This window comes from Bacillus cereus group sp. Bc010, assembly GCF_027716745.1.
In the GTDB taxonomy this organism is placed as follows: Bacteria; Bacillota; Bacilli; order Bacillales; family Bacillaceae_G; genus Bacillus_A; species Bacillus_A pacificus.
Window position 1 is genome coordinate 87,269 of sequence record NZ_JAQFUY010000005.1, and the last position, 17,904, is coordinate 105,172.

Sequence of the window (17,904 nt, forward strand, 5' to 3'; positions counted from 1 at the left end):
ATTATTTTTAGGGAAGAAGGAAGAGGAAATGGGGGATACTTCTTCATTAATAACCGTTTTTTTATGCATTGCACTACTAATATTTTGGCGTCGTTATCGCTCCATGCATAAGCCAATAAAGGGATCAGGAAAACGTATTTTATGGCCATTATTATTTTTAACACCAGGTGTTGTATGGTTTTTTGGTCCCGTACATCCAGCTATATTACAAGTAGTTATAGCGGTATTCATTGGGGGACTTTTCGCTGTGCCGCTTATAGTATTAACAAATTATGAACGAAGAGATGATGGGAATATTTATACGAAAAAAAGTGCTGCTTTTTTAATCACTTTTATTGCACTTGTCGTTTTAAGGTATGGTTCAAGGCAATATATTGCTGGTTTAGATCAACAAACGATAGGTTTATTATTTTACGTCGTTGCAGTATCGTATATTATTCCGTGGAGAATTGCTTGTTTTATAAAGTTTAGGAAAGTTTTGCGGGGGAATAGTAATCATACAGTGTAAAAACAAAGACTTTTCAATAGAGAAGTCTTTGTTTTTTATGAAATCATTATATGCTATGTAACTAATTTTCCCTCTCAAAATCACCACTATATGGTAAAATTTATAGTGAATGAAAGAAATGTATGGTAATGGGGGTAAATCAAATACATGAAATGAAAATAGTTCTTTTTGAGAGGAGGTAATGAGTCGATATGAGCTACTTTATTGCGTTAGTACTTGCTGTTTTATTAGCTTTTTCATATAAAATTGTTGATGTTACAGTTGGTATTATTATTGGAAAAACGTTGTACCGCAAGATAGAAAATGAGATTATTTATATATGGGGGACAATACTGACGATAATTAGTTATTTTTATGTAGATAATTATGTATTCCGTTTACCAATTCACTATGAATCAATTGTTGTATTAATCTTGATTGCCTTGATAACGAATATTGTCATTTCACGATACTCAGGATATAATCCAATTGGGAAAAAGAATATCTTAAACTTTGTAATTATGTATCCTATTTTTGAAGAAGTAATTTTTAGAGGGATGATTATACCAATACTTAACAACGCATTCCCAATCCTCTCTAATTTTGAAATAGCTTACATACCAGTTACGCTACCAATTCTAATATCTTCCTTTCTATTTGCTGTATCTCACTTACAATATTACAAATTTAATCAGACTACTATAAAATTTATGCTGTTCGCATTTTTAGGGGGAATAATATATGGTATGATTACGGATTCCACACTATCAATTGTTTTCCCAATATTATTACATATAGAATTTAACTTCCTTTCTGTATATTACGCAAAAAAGCTGTAGTAAATTGATAATTGAGTTAGTGTATTTATAAATGAATTATTGAAATCTTATTAAAAAAAGGTAAGAAAATAGTTTTTTTCTACAGCTAACGAATTTTACGTCAACAGTCACCTCTAGCTGGGGAACTAGTTGATTTTTACAGTAACAAAGATAAAATCTCACATGTAGAGACTGTTTTAGCGTATAAAATCCGCATTTCAAAAAGCTGACAAAAGTCAGCTTTTTTTATTCGCAACATGAAGTAAAGCACCAATCGCACCGCTATTACCACCATCTTGTAAAAAAATAGGTATTTTATTTTGATATTTTGTGTAGCTACTAATAATATTTTGAAGATGTATGTTATTACATAGAGTCGAACCAATATAAATAATATGGTCAATGTTTTTTGTTTCGGCAAATTGAAGGCTTAATGCAGTAACGACTTCACCGACGAGTCCTTGTACAGTAGCAAGTATATCTGAGCTATTATAATTTGATTCTATAGTAGCGGCTTTACCAAAATTGCTTGCAGTTAAACTATTATCAATAGGGGAGAGAATACCGCCATAAATATCACCAACTGTAATATCTAATTCTTTTCTAGAACCTACTTTTGTTAAAGGGATCACATCTTCAAAATGCTCTAGATTTGTTAACAATTTTGAAAGTCCCATAATAGTACCACCGCCAACACCAGTTCCGCCAGCTCGAATATATTGGTCATTATAAACGTAATGAATAGAAGTACCTGTGCCGATATTTGTTAAAATAAAGTTGTTTATATCATACTTCTCTTCTTTTAAAATGTATCGGACACCTATAAGAGTAGCTTCAAATTCATTTAGTTCTACTATTTTATATGAGTTTGAAAGTAGTTGCTGTAATTGTTTTGCTTTACCACCTGTAATACATATTTGTTTTTTACCAGTGTTTTGCTTAAGCCAATCTATTATTTTATTTTGTTCATTTGAATAAAACTTTTCAAAAGCTAATTGCATTTTTTCGTTCAAATAAGCAATTTTCGTTAATGTTCCTCCAGCATCGATACCGATCGTACTTTCCATTTACCTGCTCCTAACTACGTAATATGCTTTCGTGTTAAATCATACTCTCAACTAATGTAAGGAACACTCTAATCAGCTTGATATATTAATAGCTTTTCTATCGTTACAATCGGCTGATTATTAACAGTTGCGGTGCCTTTACCTAGAATAAAACCTCGGCGATTGCGAGTTAGCTCATAATGTAAATCAAGTTTATCACCAGGATATGCTTTTCCGTGGAATACAACTCCATCTAAAGAGGAGAGAAAGCCTAGTCCTTCAGAGTCACTCGTATGTACAAATGCACTAAGCTGAGCAAGTGCCTCTACAATTAACATATGAGGCATATGTTTTTGACTATCATTTATAAACCATTCGTTATTTGTAATGAGTTTATATCCTGTAACGGATTCGCGTTGTTTTACATTTGTTACTTTATCAATCATTAAAAATGGATAACGATGAGGAAGAGTGTACTTAATATGCATATGAAAGTACCTCCAATAAATAATACCCCTGCTACAGTTAAGCAGGGGAGTTATTCATTAATTTTTAACTAATTCATTAATTTTTTCAAGAGAAAAAATACCGCTATTCCTAATGTTTTCAACAACTTGTTGTAACACTTCTTTATCTTGAACGAGTGCAATACGTACAAAGCCTTCTCCGTGAGGTCCAAATGCATGACCTGGCGTAACAACGACATTCGCACGATCCATTAATGCATATGCGAAATCTATAGAAGTCCAGCCGTTCGGAATTTCAGCCCAAACGAACATACTACCAGCTGGTTTATCGACATTCCAGCCAAATGTTTTGAACCCATCGATTAAAGTATCTCTACGTTCTTGATAAATACCGCGGTTTTTCTCACAAAAAGCAGCGCCATTTTTTAGTGCAACACATGCCGCTTTTTGAATTGGTAAAAACACTCCGTAATCTGTATTGGATTTAAACTGGGTAAGCGCACGAACAATTTCTTCATTTCCAATCATATATCCAATACGACTACCTGCTAAACTATAACTTTTTGACAAAGAGTTGATTTCTACGCCAACTTCTTTAGCGCCAGGTACAGAGAGGAAGCTAATTGGTTTATTACCATCAAAATAAAATTCAGCATAAGCAAAATCATGGACAACAATAATATTATGCTTTTTCGCGAATACAATTACCTCTTTAAAGAAATCTGCATGAGCCATTGCTGGAACCGGATTCCCTGGGAAGTTTAAAATCATCACCTTCGCTTTATCTGCAATTTCTTCAGGAATTAGCTCTAAGTTAGGTAAGAAACCATTATCTTTCTTTAAAGGCATGTAGTAAGATGTTGCTCCAGCCATTTGAATTCCTGTTTCATAAGCTGTATATCCTGGATCAGGAACTAATATAATATCTCCCGGATTCGCATAAACCATAGGTAAATGAACGAGTCCGTCCTGTGACCCCATTAATAATAAAACTTCTTTATCGGCATTTAATATAACATTATGAGTGTTGTTGTAATATTCAGTTACAGCTTCGTGAAATTCTTGAATACCACTTAATGTGTATCCATAGCTTTCTTTTTGATTTGCTGTATGTACCATTTCTTCTCTTACGAAATCAGCAGGTGGCATATCAGGATTCCCGATACTTAAATCAATCATTTTGTGGCCTGCTGCAATCTTTTCTTTTTTATAGGCCCCTAATTCACTAAATATAGAAGATTGGAATGCTTTCATTCTAGTTGCTAACGTGTAAGTCATCAAAACCCCTCCTAAAAACAGTGTTTTCTTTCTGCGTTTTTAATTATTCTGAAAACACATGAGTACATTTTATCATTTTTTTATGAAAATTAAAACGATTGACAAATTTAGAGGGAGGATAAAAATAACGCAGAAAACATTTTCTGCGTTTTAAATGAAGAGTAATCATTTCTTTTTATATGTACATAATTTTTCCACTGCATAAAAGTATACGTTTAATTTGCCATCGACAACTTTTAAAGTTTGATCTGATGTAAATGAGTTACCATAATCAATGTGATATACATTAGAATCCTTAACAAATGAACCTTTGTATAAATCTTCTTTTTTCTTCGTTGTTTGCATCTCTACTAAATATTGAATGATTTTTTCTTTCTTTTCTTCTTTTACAACTGTTTCAAATTTATACGATACAGGACAAAGACCGTTTTTGTTATCAATGACTTCCCAAGTACCGTATATGTCATTATTGCTACATCCACTGAGTAGTATAATGAATAACGGAATAATGAATAGAACCTTTTTCATTTTGTACTCCTTTCTTTTCATTTTCGATAAACGTGCGAATGCGATACGAATATTGTAATAAATAAAGTTTAAATTTTTATAAAGAATTAGTTAATTTCATATAAAGTGAAACTTTAATCAGTAGGGGTTTTCTTCATCTCCCACTGGATATTAGTTGAACCAATCGGAATTTAATGGGCAGCCCGATCCCCACACAACTTCTTTGCTTTCGCTGAATTTTGAGGTGGGGGTCTTACTGTCCATTAAAGTGGGATAAAAATTGGGGAAGGTAGAGTTTTTAAAATAAAAAGGCATGAATCAAATGTAATCCAGATTCATACCTAATGTGCTATCTTATATTTTGTTTTTTGAGGATAAATGAAGCGGAAAGAAGAATGACAATGCCGTTTAAAATGTATACATTTACAATAAAAGAGGTTAGGTTAATTGCTCCCAAACCAGCGTTATCCAATATAGAAGTGAGTGCCGTAATTGTCAAAAAAATAATAGGCATTAGCAGTAAAAATATGAAGCCTGCCACAACCCTTCTTTTAAAGCTATGTTGAGATAGGGAAATTGCTAAAAAGTTTATGATGCTAAATATAATGAATACAACAAAAGGATAATAAATAACTGGATGCCATCAGACATTTTGCGCCTCCTATATACCTTATTTATATATTATATTCGAAAGTAAAATAGGTACTCCTTTAAATAATTTCAATAAGTGTATTAGATAAAATTATATATAACAAAAAGCATGAATTAATCTAATACTAATAAATCCATGCTTTTTGTTTATGTTATAAATTCGCAGATTGCGAAGGTTGTTTTTCATACTGTTTCTGTTTAGATAGCGATATGAAAATAATTAATAATGAAATAACTCCGAAGATTAGAACCATATATTGCAATCCAATCGTATCTAAGAAGAAGCCTGTGCCAAGTAAGACAATTTGGAACATAACTCTCTCAAACATATTACGGAATGAGAATAGACGGCCGTGATAGCTTTTTTCCACTTTCGTTTGGAAAATTGTCGACATAATAGGGAAGAAGCAACCGACACTAAAACCAAATAAACCAAATGATGTAAGAGACATCCATTTTATATCGCTAAAGAACAATGATAGATGTGCAAAAGCGGTACAAGCTGCGAAGAAATATAGTAACTTTTCAGGTTTGAAATGGTCCGATAAACGTTTAATAACGAAGGCACCCAACATAAATGCGATACCTTCAATTGTATATATAAATCCTTTAATCGTTGGATCATGTTGCATTTCGCTAATATTAATTACCATTAAATTAAATCCTGCTATAAATAATAGAGGGATAATACTTAATATAAGTGCTGTGAAAGCAATCGGAATTCCTTTTAAAATACGAAATACTTCCATAAAGCTATTATCTTTTGCCGCTTGTTTACTTGGTGTTGTTGATTTCTTATCTTCGAATTGTAGGAAGAAAGTTGAGAGGAATAATAAAGCGTACGCTGCCATTGAGAAGGCATACATATACTGTAAACTCATTACAACTAAAAGAATTCCACCTAGTGAAGTACCTGCAATACGAGCGATTGTACCTACATTCATATGTACACCGTTCATTTGTAATAACTCATGCTCACGTACGATGAGCGGGATTACAGATTGTAATGCAGGGAAATAAAATGCTGCTGAAATTTGAAGAGCAACCATAAATGCAATCATAAAGGCGATACTTTCAAATTGGATAGCGAAAAACATAAAAATAACACTTATAACACGACCGAATCCGGCGTAAAGAAGAACTTTTTTCTTTTCATATTGATCAATTATGCGACCTGCCATAGGACCAACTAGAACACCAGCTAATAGTCCGATAAATAATATAACTGATTTCATGAAATCAGAAGGGACATATTTTTGCATAAACTCAAGGTTACCAAGAATACCAAGCCATAACCCTAGACCAGCAATAAACTCCCCGATTAAAACAATCCAAACATTTTTATTACGCCACATAATATAAAACCTCTCCGTCTTTTAAAATGAAAAACTCGTATATAAAACCTCCTTATTTTATGTATTATTAGTAACGAACTTTTTAGAGTCAGAGTCTATATTACGTGTTTCATCAGCGGATTTCAATCTTTTTGATTTATCAAAAAAATAAAAAGCAAGAACATATAACTATGTCTCGCTTTTCTCAATTGCAAAATTAAACATTAGATTCACTTAGCAGCATTTACGCTCTTGTCCAATAGCTAAAGCGCTAAAAGATAGAGGACCAACAACTTCTGCGCTTGCACCACTAGTAAGGTTTTCGACAGTTAATGAATATTGGTGTGTGCCACTGCTAACATTTTGATCTATAGCTTGAAATGTTTGAGTGTAGAATTGCTCAGAATCTGTAGATTCAATACCTGCTTGTGCATTAAAAATTTCAAAGTTATCACGGAAAATTCGGAATAAAACTTGTGAAGTCCCAGATATACCTTCTACACCAATTGTAGCGATTAATTCTACACGATTATTACGTGAATCTCTACTTGAAATTCTTACTTTCAAATTTGCTAGAATTGCTTTATTTGGAGAAGCTGGAATTGCAAAAGTGGTTTCACCCGTTTTACTTATAGGTTGAGTAGCTTGGTAATCAATGATATGAGTCATATTCGTCACCTCCTCTTATACTAAAATATGAAAATAGCAATGAAATAGCTTGGACAAATAATAGAATATTTTAATAGAGTCGACATTAATTGTTGAAAAGGAGTAATTCACAAAAAAGCATCAAGAAAATATCACAATACAGTGATGGTTTTCTTGGTGCTTTTGTACTTAGGCCGAATATTCTTCTTTACGTACTTCGAAAAATTCATTACGACGTAAGTAATTATAAACTTTCTCGGATACCTCTTCTTCTTCAGACATTAAGAAACGATGATCAAAAGCATAGAAGGATTGACCTTTGATTAATTTTACGTAGTAAATTTTACACGCCTCCTCTAGCGAAATTAGTATTTACTTAATATTATGATGACCTATAAGTATGTGAATCATACTTGAAGTTTCAAAGGATTGAAGCTAAACAAAATAAAAAAGCTTACAAAATTGTAATGTTGTTGTCACGTTTTCCGATAGTTAAAAATAACCAATCTTTTCTATACTACAAATAAGTTACATAAAATAAGGGGGTAAAAAGATGGATGAAGTGATTGGAGAAGTGGTAGCAGGTATTTGTGAATTTGTGGTGGAAGTAACAGTAGATGCTATTGGGCATTTAGTTTCCGGAAATGATGAGGAAAAAGAAACATTATAATAGTTTGTAAAAGTATACAGATGGTCAAACTAAAAAGGTTGATTTCTAAAGAGAAGTCAGCCTTTTTAGTTTTTACATTATATTAATATTATTTGAATATTCATTTGTTATTATGTTTGTGGAACGCATAAAGGAGGTGAATAAATAAAGATGTCAAATTTAGGAACTGATTTATCTGATTCTCGTTTGATTGTGGCGAATGTGGAGGAAAAGGAATATCACTTTATTGTTCGTGAACATCCGATTGTAGGGGAGATTATATCGCTATTGGAAAATGGAAAAGAATATGGTTTAATAAATAAACAAATCGCTAATAAAGATAAATTTATTAAATCGGAGCTTGCTAAATTAGATTATTTTAACATAGATGTTCTATATCATACACCTGGATGGATATGGATTGGCATGGATCAATTTGGTTTACATGCTCGTGAGGCTACTTATAACGAAATAGAAATTATTATGAAGTTGAATGAGGATTATATTATATAGATGAAAAAGTAAAAATGTAATTGATATTTAGTTAGGTTAGGGGACTAGTTTCCGTAACCTTTTTTGTTTAATATTGAAACGGAAAATAGATATGATGTAGGACAGTATGATAAGAAGTGAGCTGAAAAGAGGATTTGAAAATACATAAAGAGAACTTTAATTATTACATGAATTCTATATGTCAATAACAATAGAAAGAAGATGATAAAATGAGTAAAGAAGAGCTTGTGAAACAACAGTTTGGTAATAATGCAGAGAAGTATGTAAAAAGTAAAATTCATGCTAAAGGATCGGATTTACAATATGTAGTTCAACAAGTTGAGTCTCGTCATAATAATCGTCTTCTTGATATTGCTACTGGCGGAGGACATGTTGCGAATGTATTAGCTCCATTGTTTCAAGAAGTAGTTGCCTTAGATTTAACAGAAAAAATGTTAGAGAATGCGAAAAACTTTATTATAAGTAATGGACATGAAAATGTATCTTTTGTCGCTGGAAATGCTGAAAGTTTGCCGTTTTCTGACCGTTCTTTTGATGTGATAACATGCCGAATTGCAGCACATCATTTTACGAATCCAGCTCAGTTTGTTTATGAAGTAAATCGGACGTTAGAAGATAATGGATTGTTTATTTTAATAGATAATGTTTCACCGGAAAATAATGAATACGATACATTTTATAATTTTATAGAAAAAAAGCGGGATCCGAGTCATGAACGAGCATTGAAAAAAACAGAATGGATTACCTTGTTAGAAAAAAATAGTTTGCAAATGCTGTCATGTCTTACTTTTGACAAGAAATTTGAATTTGACTGGTGGTGCGATATGATGGATGTACCTTTGCAAAAACGAGCGAAGTTAACAGAATGTATGATGAAAACATCACTTGAAATACAAGAATTCTTTAACATTCAATATGAAAATAATAAAATTATATCGTTTTATACTGAAATGGCATTGTTTATATGTAAAAAAAGCGGGACATTAAAAAGATAAATTTCTTGCAGTCTTTTCAAAGTACGTTATACTTAGTACAGAGAAAATGAGAATTGAGGAAAAGTAATAATGATTCGCGTACGTATTGAAGGAACTGAAGAAGAAATGCTTGAATTTATGGAGAAAATGCCAGATATTCCTGGATTTGAAAAAACACATATGAGAGAACCGAGAAAAGGAAATAATCCAAAATACGATTCAAGTAAGAATGTATTAGCATATTTATCTTATAAAAAGATCGAAGTCGCCAATAAATAGGCGGCTTTTTTAGTTTGCACTGTTTCACAGCCTTGTCTTTTTTACATAATAATAATAGTAGATTATGCTGAAGAGGGGTGAGGATAGTTAATAAGAAAATCATCTTTTTTGGAGACTTTGGTATTGACGATGCTGTGGCGTTAATTTATGCAAATAAAACATGTAAATTAGATATTATAGGTATTGTTGCTGAATATGGAAATGTATCGCGAGAAATCGTAACGGAAAATGTGTATTTTTTAGAAAGATACTATGCTACAGAAGTAAAGATCATTGAGGGTGCAGCAAGACCGATGACAGCTGAAGAACCTTTGTTTTTTCCTGAAATTCATGGAGAACACGGCCTAGGCCCCATTATTCCACCTGAAATGAGGATTTGTAAACGGGAAAATTTTTGTGAATTAATTAAATTAATTGAGCCTTGTCCAGAAGATATTATTATCGTAGCGACAGGACGATTAACAACATTGGCAACATTATTTTTATTATATCCAAATGTAATGGATAAAATATGTTCGTATTATATTATGGGCGGTGCGTTTTTATTTCCTGGGAACGTTACTCCTGTATCGGAAGCAAATTTTTATGGAGATCCAATTGCTGCAAATATTGTAATGAAGTACGCAAAGAATGCGACTATTTATCCATTAAATGTAACGCAACAGGCCCTAATTACGCCTGAAATGGTGGATATTATTAATAAAGAAGGAACAGGGCAGGCAAAGCTTATTAAACCAATGATTGATTTTTATTATGAGAATTTTTATAAGAAAGAATACCCTGGTATTGCTGGAAGCCCGATTCACGATTTACTTCCGTTCATTTCATTTATAAATGATGATATTTTTGAATATAAAAAATCTGCAGTTTGGATTAGTACGACAAATGATGTAACAAGAGGACAAAGTGTGGCTGACTTTAGAAAAATAGCTGAGCCAACAAGGTTTGATGATCGGCCAATACAAAGAATTGCGGTTGGTTTTAACTATCCTGCATTTAAAGAAGAGTTTATGCGTACAATATTGAAGCCTGATTGCCCATAATATGAGAAATATGAAGGGTTTCCACCACTAATCCAAAAACTAGTTGTTCATTATTTTGAAATAATCTAATAGTTGAGCTGTATGAATAACTTATGAAAAATGTAGCATAACTAATGGTAAGCAATTGTTTCTAATTATATTTTGATTGGTGAAATATAAAGGAGGTTATCATATGATTTGGTCTTTAATCGTTGGTGGTATATTAGGATGGTTAGCTAGTTTAATTACTGGCAGGGATGTACCTGGTGGTGTAATTGGTAATATTATTGCTGGTATTATTGGTTCTTGGATTGGTGGGAAATTACTTGGTAGTTTCGGCCCAGTAATCGGCGGATATGCAATTATTCCAGCTTTAATCGGTGCGATTATTTTAATCTTCATCGTAAGCTTCTTATTGCGAGCAATGCGAAAATGAATGTAAGGACTGTTTACATTTGTAAGCAGTCCTTTTTATATGTTATGCTAGTATTATACAATCAGGAGGTGTCAGCATTGAAAACATTTACAGTAAATTTCCATCAAGAAGATAATGCAAAAGCGACAACAGTACATAAATTAAGTGAAGAGGACTTCAACAAAGCAACAGAAAAAGGTACTCGTCATCTATTTGATTTAGATACAAACGTTGGATTCTTCGTATTCTTTGACGCAGAAGATGCAGAAGGAAATGATCAATACTTAATGCTACAATATGAAGGAGATCATGAAGAACCAACTGCGTGCTACGGATTTGATTTAAAACTATACTATCAATTTTTAGCATTATACTTAAACGATCTTGAATTCCAAGGTGAAACAGATGAAGAAGAGGAAGAGTATGGTCCAATTCATCATTTAGCTCACTTACTTTATCATATTGTTGAAGATGGAAAGTCAATCGAAGTGTAAAAATACATATGTAAAGCTGTCCTTTTGGGGCAGCTTTTTTCTATTTAAGGAAGGATTGCAGTGTAAATGGCGAGAAGGGATATATAAGGAGATGGAAAAATGATAAACAATACAATTCCAAGTTTTTTTAAATTATGGGAAAGCACCGACATAGAATTAGCGGTCCTCAATCAATACTTCACTTCGCATCCAGAGATATTTGAAGAATACTTTAAGTATCATTGTCCTAAAACGAAAGAACGTCTTTCTAATGCCATTAACCTATATCCCGCAAAAATAGAAGATATTCGTATCATTGCAGAAACATTACCGACTATTATTCAAGAGATAACGAATAAATATCGTAATAAATATAGCTTTGATGTAAATATGAAATTCCACATATTTGTTGGAGCTTTTGGATCTAATGCATTCGTAGAGAGGGAGATCATGGGAGATATATTTTTTGCGGTAGAAAAATTATCTCCAGATTTGAATCATCTTCGTGTTATGGTTGCTCACGAAATAGGGCATATATATCATAATGTTATGTTACAAAATAATGGAATGGATTGGGAGAAAGCTGAGTGGACCGATGCGGCAGTTAATTTGTATCGTGAAGGTGTTGCAACATATGTATCAAAGCAAATTGTGAAAGGTTTAAATGAATCAGTGTATTACTCATATGACGATGATGGTGAACGTTGGTTACAATATTGTATAGAAAATGAAGAACAAATAAAGAAACGTTTTTTGGAAGATTATATAGAAGGATGGACGTTTGAAAAAGAGAAAGAGTGGTTTCGGTTATCTGGCGGACAATATTTTGGGTACAACCGACTCGGTTATTTTTTAGGAACAGCTTTTGTAGAATATGTTGCACAAGCATTGGGCGAGAGTGAAGTATTTACTTTTTGGAACAAACACAATTTGAAAAGATCTGTAATGGATTGGTTATCGAAATGAATCAGATTATGATAGGGGGCTGAAATGTATGAGAGTGTATGTGAAGATAGGTATGTTATTTCTCGCTTTTACATGCATTTTTGCATTAGTAGCATGTAAAGGAACGGACGAAAAAAAGGAAACAGATCCAACAACGGAAAATAGTAAAAATGAACAGAATAATACTTCTGAAGAAAAGAAAGAGCCTGATGAAAAATCAAATAATGAAGGATCAACAATACCAAAGCCAGATCCAAGTACGAAAGATACAGTAATCAATCAAAAATCAATTAACCACGTTAAAGAATTGTTTGAATTAGCGAAAGAAGGAAAAGTACCTAACGTTCCGTTTGCAGCGCATACAGGAGATATTGAAGAAATAGAAAAAGCGTGGGGGAAAGCAGATAAAACGGAACAAGCAGGAAATGGAATGTACGCTATCTATACAAATAAAAATGTTTCCTTCGGTTTTAATAAAGGATCACAAGTTTTTGATGTACGCTCCTATCATGCAGAACTAAAATCAATTACATTACAAGAAATAGAAAAAGCATTAGGAAAACCAACTTCAGTTAAAGGAAATGGTGAAGATAAAATATATGTATATAAAGTAAACAATCAGTTTGAGTTAAAATTCATTATTCCAAAATCGACTGGTAAGGTAAATCATATTTCGGTATTTTCATCTGAGGATAGTATTAATAAAATGGCAGGGTAGGATAATAAAAAAGATGTCACAAAAGTCGAAATCGATGACCATGTGACATCTTTTTTTGGTGTAAATAAGAAACTTCCTTTTATAAAATATGATGAGGATGCTCTAAAACATCTTTTTGAATATCTTTTCTTTTTTTCTTACGCTCTAAATTTTGAACAAAAAGAACTTGAATAATGCCTCCAATTGTTAAGAAACAAGCACAAATATAAAGTAGCATACTGCCGTTTAGTTTACTTAATAAAACCGCACCGATAACAGGGCCGCACGTTCGAGATACATCCCAATGTAACCCGTAAATTGAAAAATACAATCCACGTTTATCTGTAGGAGCGATTTCTGAAACGAATCGAAGCAAATGGTTGAACGCAACACTTTCTCCAATGACTAAAAAGAGTAATGTGAAAAATAATGACAAGATTGTTGCTGAAAATCCATAGCCAATTGCAGCTATCGTAAAGCAGGTGTAAGCAATAAGTATGATTTTCGCCATAGAAAATTGTTCAGACCATTTTACAAGGAAAACTTGTAGAGTGATTTCCATAAGAGCTTTGCATGTTGTAATAAAAACGAGTATGCGATCGAAATCCGGAAGTGTATGTTTCACGAAAATAAGATAATTTGTTTCAGTTTGTGCATAAAAAAAGCTAATAGGAATTGTAGTGATCATTAGTCCAAATACGGCGTAATGTTTGTGTACAAATTGCTTTGGAGATGATACTTCAAGTTTTGGCTTTGGCATTGTAATTACCGGTGCAGTTTCCGGAAGCTGCGTCCAAACAACTATTGCATATATCATAAGTGTAGTGCTTTGCATCATAAATAAATATTCAGGATGAGTGTTATAAAAGATCGCGCCAATTAAAGGACCAATCATGGTACCAATTGCTCCCATCGTTTGCAGGAGGGCAAAAATTTCCGCTTGCTGTCCCTGTTTTGTTAAATCAGCAATTTGTGCCCGTTGAGCGGGAATATATAAGGAGCGGCCAACCCCATTTATGACGTATAATAATGCAAATATAAAAACAGATTGAGCAAAGACGAAGCTGCCAATTGCAATACCTTGTAGTAATAAGCCGAGTAACATAATTTTTTTTCGTCCATATTTATCAGTAACTCCTCCAGCGATAAGTGTAAATACAATGTCCGAAAGCGGTTGTAGTCCGAAAATCAGCATAGTCATCATAATATTGCCGTTTAGCATCTTATTAACGTAAATAATCATAATGAGAGCTAACATGGATTCTGTTGTTCGGGTTAATAATTCGCCGCACATTCTTATAATAATTGGTTTGTTATAACGTAGTAAGAGATTGGTCAATATTAATTCCTCCTTTCTATATTGAAATGATAAGATGAAAGGAGAAAGAGAAAAAGGGTAGAAATAAAAGGGGTTATTTTTCACCTTTTAGGGGGAGTATGATGTTTATTTTAGATCAATATATTGAACTATGGTGTGTCTACGGTAAAGGGAGACGAGAAGGAGAACGATTAGAAGTAACCGTACAAATGATAGCAGAAACATTATTTTGTACAGAGCGTAATAGTAAATTAATTATAAAAAAATTAGAAGAGTTACATTGGATCACTTGGTTTCCAGGTCGCGGGAGAGGGAATCGTTCTAAATTAATATTTCAAAAGCAACCAATTCCACTAATTTTAGAAAGAGGAAAAGAATTAACGAAAAAAGGAGATGTGAAAAGTGGAATCTCATTTGTAGAACGCTACAGCTCACAATTTCCATCAATAAAGAAAGAGTATGAAGTTTGGGTAGATTCTATATTTGGTCATCAAATAGAACGGACATCTGAAGGAAGAAAAGATGTACTTCGTTTGCAAGTACAAATGAACCTGGACATCGCTTTAGATCCGGTTTACGCTACGATGCGCTCAGAATGTCATATGGTTAAACATCTTTTTGATACACTCGTATATGTAAATGAAGAAACAAATTCTATAGAACCAAGGCTTGCTTTTCAATGGGAATATAATGATGCTGAAAAGGTATGGACTTTTTATTTACGAAAAGGCGTTCGTCTTCATAATGGAAAACGACTCACTGCACATCATGTTATACATTCATTGAATCGATTTATGAAAGCTGAAAACAACCCACACGCATGGATGTTACAACATGTTGAAAGTTTCCGTGCAGTGGATGAATTTGTTGTTGAAATTCAATTACATACGGTAAATAGGATGTTTTTACATATGCTAAGCGCAGAACAGTGTTCTATCGTAATTGAAGATGAAGCAGGAAACTTCATAGGTACAGGTCCTTTTATATTACGAGAGAAGAATACACATTTATTTGCATTAGAAGTACATGATTTATATTATCGTGAAAGACCTTTTCTTGACCGAATTGAACTATTGAATGTGGAGCAAAATGTAAATACTTATGACGTGTTAGTAAAGGCGCAGTATAAAGATAAAGAAAATCTCAATAAAGAACTTTCACGGCTTGAATCGAACGTGACATATGTAACGTGTAATCTTGTAAAAGAAGGGCCAATGCAAGATGAACTGTTTCGGAAAGCGCTATATAAAATTATTCATGGCGATAAAATCGTTCAAGAACTCGGCGGAGAACGTGGAGAAGTGGCAAAGAAACTAATATTAGCAAATGAAAGCATAGTAGAAATTGAGGAAGATATCGAAAGTTTAATTAAGAGAAGTACGTATCATAATGAAGTGCTACAACTTTATACATTTACAGGACGAGATCACGTTGAAGATGCACAATGGATACAAAAAGAGTGTGCGAAGTACGAGGTTCGTGTAGAAACTAATTTTCTTGAAATAGAAGATCTTTTAGAAATAAGTACGATACAAAAGGCTGATATAATGCATGATAGCGCAACAATTAGCGAACGAATAGAAGATAGTTTGCTATATATGTTTCTTACAAAAAACAGTTTTATTCATGGGCAAAGCAGCGTAGATTTTCATAAATCATTGTCCCCTTATTTTAAACAAGAACAAGTAGAGAAAAGAGTTACACTGTTACGCGAAATTGAAGACACTTTGTTACGTCACATTCATATAATTCCTTTATACCGTAACAAACAACAAGTAACTTCTCATGAAAAAGTACAAAATATAATGATTAATTCACAAGGGTGGATTGATTTTTATGAAATATGGTTTACATGTTGATATATAAGGGTTTTTACGCATTTTATAAGATGCGTGAGAACCCTGTTTTTTTTGTGAAACAGGGTTGTTTTACACATTGTTACGTTACTTGTGATAAAAGTCTATTTACAGCGTAACAGTGTTATGTTACATTGTTATCAGGAAGGAGTGTTATACAGTTGAGTACAGATTTAATTTCAAAAAAAGATTTATTAGAACTTACTGGTATTTCATACGGACAATTATATAGGTGGAAAAGAAAAAATTTAATACCGGAAGATTGGTTTGTACGAAAGTCTACATTCACGGGTCAGGAAACATTTTTTCCGAAAGAAAAGATATTAGAGCGTATTGATAAAATTCAAACGATGAAAGAGGATCTATCACTTGATGAACTAGCAAATATGTTTTCGCCGAGTGTGAGGGAAATTCTTTTAACGAAGGAAGACATTTTACGTAAGGGGATTGCATCAGAACCAGTTTTACAATTTTTCATAGAACAAACGAATAAAACAGCGGAGTTTCAATTTGTAGATATTCTTTATGTGTACATGTTAGAAGAATTACTACAATCGGGAGAAATTAGTTTAGAAGAAGGAAAAATGGTCTTGCAAGTTTTACGTGAAAATTATGAAGCAATGAAACATAAAACGTGTGACTTAATCATTATTCGAAAGTTAGGGATTTCTACATGTTTATTAGTTTCAAACGTGGACGACTTAATTTTTGAAAAAGGCACCAAAATCGTTTTACGCGAAGCGATTATGAAATATACCGAAGCATTAAAAACTAAATTGTTGTAATGGAGGAGTAAGTATGCGTACAGATAATTTGATTATAAATGGTTACGGTTCATCGAATGGCGGTGAGTTTCATAAAGTGCAATTAAACGGAAAAGGAACTGTGAATGGAAATGTCGAATGTGAGCAATTTGAATGTAACGGTTACGGAGCAGTTACTGGCGATTTGAAAAGTAACAGTGCACGAATTAGCGGATCTGGTAAAGTCGATGGCACAGTTCATGCTGAAACGATGCGAATTGATGGAAAAGCTACAATTACGCAAAATGTAAAGGCAAACAGTTTGAAAATTGCAGGAAAAGGTACGATAGGCGGGAATGTCACAGGTGAAGAATTCAAAGTTAATGGTCAAGCAACAATTGACGGTAATTGTGAAGTGGATACTTTTTCTTCAGAAGGACAATTTACAATTGGCGGATTATTAAGCGCTGATGAAATAAATATTAATATTCACGGTACATGTCGCGCGAAAGAAATTGGTGGTCAAACGATTAAAGTAAGGCATAGATCAGGTACATTAAGTAGGCTATTTAAAACAGTATTTGGCTTGCAATTAGAAGCTGAACTATTAGAAGGTGACAATATTGATATTGATTATGCTCACATAAGAACGGTAAGAGGAAACAATATTACAGTAGGACCGAACTGTGAGATTGAACTCATTGAATATACAGGTGTTCTAACTGTTGATAAAAGCGCAAATGTAAAAGAAATTAAGCAGGTTTAATGGGAGGGAGAAAGCAAT

20 protein-coding genes and 2 pseudogenes are annotated in these 17,904 nt (G+C 33.0%); 13 read left to right on the forward strand and 9 right to left on the reverse strand.

All coding sequences use genetic code 11. The features are described 5' to 3' along the window. Positions 1-28: 28 nt before the first annotated feature. Complete coding sequence (locus PDQ68_RS08770) at positions 29-508, forward strand: CcdC family protein (protein WP_061182440.1); 480 nt, start codon at positions 29-31, stop codon at positions 506-508. Positions 509-699: 191 nt separating this feature from the next. After that, positions 700-1,326: a CPBP family intramembrane glutamic endopeptidase gene (locus PDQ68_RS08775; RefSeq protein ID WP_062822372.1), complete on the forward strand. Its 627-nt coding sequence runs from the start codon at positions 700-702 to the stop codon at positions 1,324-1,326. Positions 1,327-1,541: 215 nt separating this feature from the next. On the opposite strand, the gene coaW is transcribed toward PDQ68_RS08775, so the two are convergent. The 8 genes and pseudogenes from coaW to PDQ68_RS08815 form a co-directional block, all read right to left on the reverse strand. Beyond that, positions 1,542-2,372, reverse strand: a complete 831-nt coding sequence (gene coaW, locus PDQ68_RS08780) for a type II pantothenate kinase (protein WP_000446256.1) — start codon at positions 2,370-2,372, stop codon at positions 1,542-1,544. A gap of 68 nt (positions 2,373-2,440) precedes the next feature. Next, on the reverse strand, positions 2,441-2,839 hold the full coding sequence (locus PDQ68_RS08785; RefSeq protein ID WP_061182438.1) for a 3-hydroxyacyl-ACP dehydratase FabZ family protein: 399 nt from the start codon (positions 2,837-2,839) through the stop codon (positions 2,441-2,443). A gap of 57 nt (positions 2,840-2,896) precedes the next feature. Continuing rightward, on the reverse strand, positions 2,897-4,096 hold the full coding sequence (locus PDQ68_RS08790; RefSeq protein ID WP_061182437.1) for an LL-diaminopimelate aminotransferase: 1,200 nt from the start codon (positions 4,094-4,096) through the stop codon (positions 2,897-2,899). Between the two features lie 165 nt (positions 4,097-4,261). Next, positions 4,262-4,624, reverse strand: a complete 363-nt coding sequence (locus tag PDQ68_RS08795) for a hypothetical protein (protein WP_061182436.1) — start codon at positions 4,622-4,624, stop codon at positions 4,262-4,264. A gap of 328 nt (positions 4,625-4,952) precedes the next feature. Then, positions 4,953-5,254 (reverse strand): annotated as a pseudogene (locus PDQ68_RS08800) (hypothetical protein). A 152-nt stretch (positions 5,255-5,406) separates the two neighbouring features. After that, a complete protein-coding gene (locus tag PDQ68_RS08805; RefSeq protein ID WP_000269241.1) occupies positions 5,407-6,609 on the reverse strand; it encodes an MFS transporter in 1,203 nt (400 codons plus the stop codon). A 213-nt stretch (positions 6,610-6,822) separates the two neighbouring features. Continuing rightward, positions 6,823-7,257 carry an exosporium protein ExsC gene (exsC, locus tag PDQ68_RS08810; RefSeq protein WP_061182655.1) on the reverse strand — a complete coding sequence of 145 codons (435 nt, stop codon included), beginning with the start codon at positions 7,255-7,257 and terminating at the stop codon, positions 6,823-6,825. A gap of 168 nt (positions 7,258-7,425) precedes the next feature. Then, a complete protein-coding gene (locus PDQ68_RS08815) occupies positions 7,426-7,578 on the reverse strand; it encodes a YqbF domain-containing protein (RefSeq protein ID WP_071680000.1) in 153 nt (50 codons plus the stop codon). A gap of 478 nt (positions 7,579-8,056) precedes the next feature. Here PDQ68_RS08815 and PDQ68_RS08820 point away from each other — a divergent pair. The 8 genes and pseudogenes from PDQ68_RS08820 to PDQ68_RS08855 all read left to right on the forward strand — a co-directional run bounded on the left by PDQ68_RS08820 (position 8,057) and on the right by PDQ68_RS08855 (position 13,224). Further along, positions 8,057-8,418: pseudogene (locus PDQ68_RS08820) on the forward strand (hypothetical protein). 189 nt (positions 8,419-8,607) lie between these two features. After that, a complete protein-coding gene (locus tag PDQ68_RS08825) occupies positions 8,608-9,393 on the forward strand; it encodes a class I SAM-dependent methyltransferase (protein WP_229135149.1) in 786 nt (261 codons plus the stop codon). A gap of 69 nt (positions 9,394-9,462) precedes the next feature. Then, positions 9,463-9,651 carry a DUF3970 family protein gene (locus tag PDQ68_RS08830; protein ID WP_000621879.1) on the forward strand — a complete coding sequence of 63 codons (189 nt, stop codon included), beginning with the start codon at positions 9,463-9,465 and terminating at the stop codon, positions 9,649-9,651. A gap of 77 nt (positions 9,652-9,728) precedes the next feature. After that, positions 9,729-10,694, forward strand: coding sequence for a nucleoside hydrolase (locus tag PDQ68_RS08835; RefSeq protein WP_001223676.1), 966 nt, complete (start codon positions 9,729-9,731; stop codon positions 10,692-10,694). A gap of 172 nt (positions 10,695-10,866) precedes the next feature. Further along, complete coding sequence (locus PDQ68_RS08840) at positions 10,867-11,109, forward strand: GlsB/YeaQ/YmgE family stress response membrane protein (protein WP_000638307.1); 243 nt, start codon at positions 10,867-10,869, stop codon at positions 11,107-11,109. A 77-nt stretch (positions 11,110-11,186) separates the two neighbouring features. Then, complete coding sequence (locus PDQ68_RS08845; RefSeq protein ID WP_000847587.1) at positions 11,187-11,582, forward strand: hypothetical protein; 396 nt, start codon at positions 11,187-11,189, stop codon at positions 11,580-11,582. 99 nt (positions 11,583-11,681) lie between these two features. Then, entirely contained in the window at positions 11,682-12,527 is an 846-nt protein-coding gene (locus PDQ68_RS08850) for a DUF5700 domain-containing putative Zn-dependent protease (RefSeq protein ID WP_061182653.1), read from the forward strand. A gap of 28 nt (positions 12,528-12,555) precedes the next feature. Then, positions 12,556-13,224 carry a YjgB family protein gene (locus PDQ68_RS08855; protein ID WP_061182652.1) on the forward strand — a complete coding sequence of 223 codons (669 nt, stop codon included), beginning with the start codon at positions 12,556-12,558 and terminating at the stop codon, positions 13,222-13,224. Positions 13,225-13,303: 79 nt separating this feature from the next. Here PDQ68_RS08855 and PDQ68_RS08860 read toward each other — a convergent pair whose 3' ends face one another. Next, positions 13,304-14,542, reverse strand: coding sequence for an MDR family MFS transporter (locus PDQ68_RS08860; RefSeq protein WP_270786659.1), 1,239 nt, complete (start codon positions 14,540-14,542; stop codon positions 13,304-13,306). A 101-nt stretch (positions 14,543-14,643) separates the two neighbouring features. Here PDQ68_RS08860 and PDQ68_RS08865 point away from each other — a divergent pair, with 101 nt between their 5' ends. From PDQ68_RS08865 to PDQ68_RS08875, 3 genes are all read left to right on the forward strand, one after another. Beyond that, positions 14,644-16,380 carry an ABC transporter substrate-binding protein gene (locus PDQ68_RS08865; RefSeq protein WP_061182650.1) on the forward strand — a complete coding sequence of 579 codons (1,737 nt, stop codon included), beginning with the start codon at positions 14,644-14,646 and terminating at the stop codon, positions 16,378-16,380. A gap of 158 nt (positions 16,381-16,538) precedes the next feature. Continuing rightward, positions 16,539-17,162, forward strand: coding sequence for a YhbD family protein (locus tag PDQ68_RS08870; protein ID WP_000102249.1), 624 nt, complete (start codon positions 16,539-16,541; stop codon positions 17,160-17,162). 13 nt (positions 17,163-17,175) lie between these two features. Further along, positions 17,176-17,886 carry a bactofilin family protein gene (locus PDQ68_RS08875; RefSeq protein WP_001258377.1) on the forward strand — a complete coding sequence of 237 codons (711 nt, stop codon included), beginning with the start codon at positions 17,176-17,178 and terminating at the stop codon, positions 17,884-17,886. Positions 17,887-17,904 lie beyond the last annotated feature (18 nt).

Bases quoted from the DNA above. Each gene is read 5' to 3' on its own strand.
- PDQ68_RS08830 (WP_000621879.1), top strand. From the start codon at position 9,463: ATGATTCGCGTACGTATTGAAGGAACTGAAGAAGAAATGCTTGAATTT.
- PDQ68_RS08865 (WP_061182650.1), top strand. From the start codon at position 14,644: ATGTTTATTTTAGATCAATATATTGAACTATGGTGTGTCTACGGTAAA.
- PDQ68_RS08855 (WP_061182652.1), top strand. From the start codon at position 12,556: ATGAGAGTGTATGTGAAGATAGGTATGTTATTTCTCGCTTTTACATGC.
- PDQ68_RS08790 (WP_061182437.1), bottom strand. From the start codon at position 4,096: ATGACTTACACGTTAGCAACTAGAATGAAAGCATTCCAATCTTCTATA.
- PDQ68_RS08850 (WP_061182653.1), top strand. From the start codon at position 11,682: ATGATAAACAATACAATTCCAAGTTTTTTTAAATTATGGGAAAGCACC.
- exsC (WP_061182655.1), bottom strand. From the start codon at position 7,257: ATGACTCATATCATTGATTACCAAGCTACTCAACCTATAAGTAAAACG.
- PDQ68_RS08795 (WP_061182436.1), bottom strand. From the start codon at position 4,624: ATGAAAAAGGTTCTATTCATTATTCCGTTATTCATTATACTACTCAGT.
- PDQ68_RS08805 (WP_000269241.1), bottom strand. From the start codon at position 6,609: ATGTGGCGTAATAAAAATGTTTGGATTGTTTTAATCGGGGAGTTTATT.
- PDQ68_RS08770 (WP_061182440.1), top strand. From the start codon at position 29: ATGGGGGATACTTCTTCATTAATAACCGTTTTTTTATGCATTGCACTA.
- PDQ68_RS08785 (WP_061182438.1), bottom strand. From the start codon at position 2,839: ATGCATATTAAGTACACTCTTCCTCATCGTTATCCATTTTTAATGATT.
- PDQ68_RS08840 (WP_000638307.1), top strand. From the start codon at position 10,867: ATGATTTGGTCTTTAATCGTTGGTGGTATATTAGGATGGTTAGCTAGT.
- coaW (WP_000446256.1), bottom strand. From the start codon at position 2,372: ATGGAAAGTACGATCGGTATCGATGCTGGAGGAACATTAACGAAAATT.
- PDQ68_RS08775 (WP_062822372.1), top strand. From the start codon at position 700: ATGAGCTACTTTATTGCGTTAGTACTTGCTGTTTTATTAGCTTTTTCA.
- PDQ68_RS08825 (WP_229135149.1), top strand. From the start codon at position 8,608: ATGAGTAAAGAAGAGCTTGTGAAACAACAGTTTGGTAATAATGCAGAG.
- PDQ68_RS08875 (WP_001258377.1), top strand. From the start codon at position 17,176: ATGCGTACAGATAATTTGATTATAAATGGTTACGGTTCATCGAATGGC.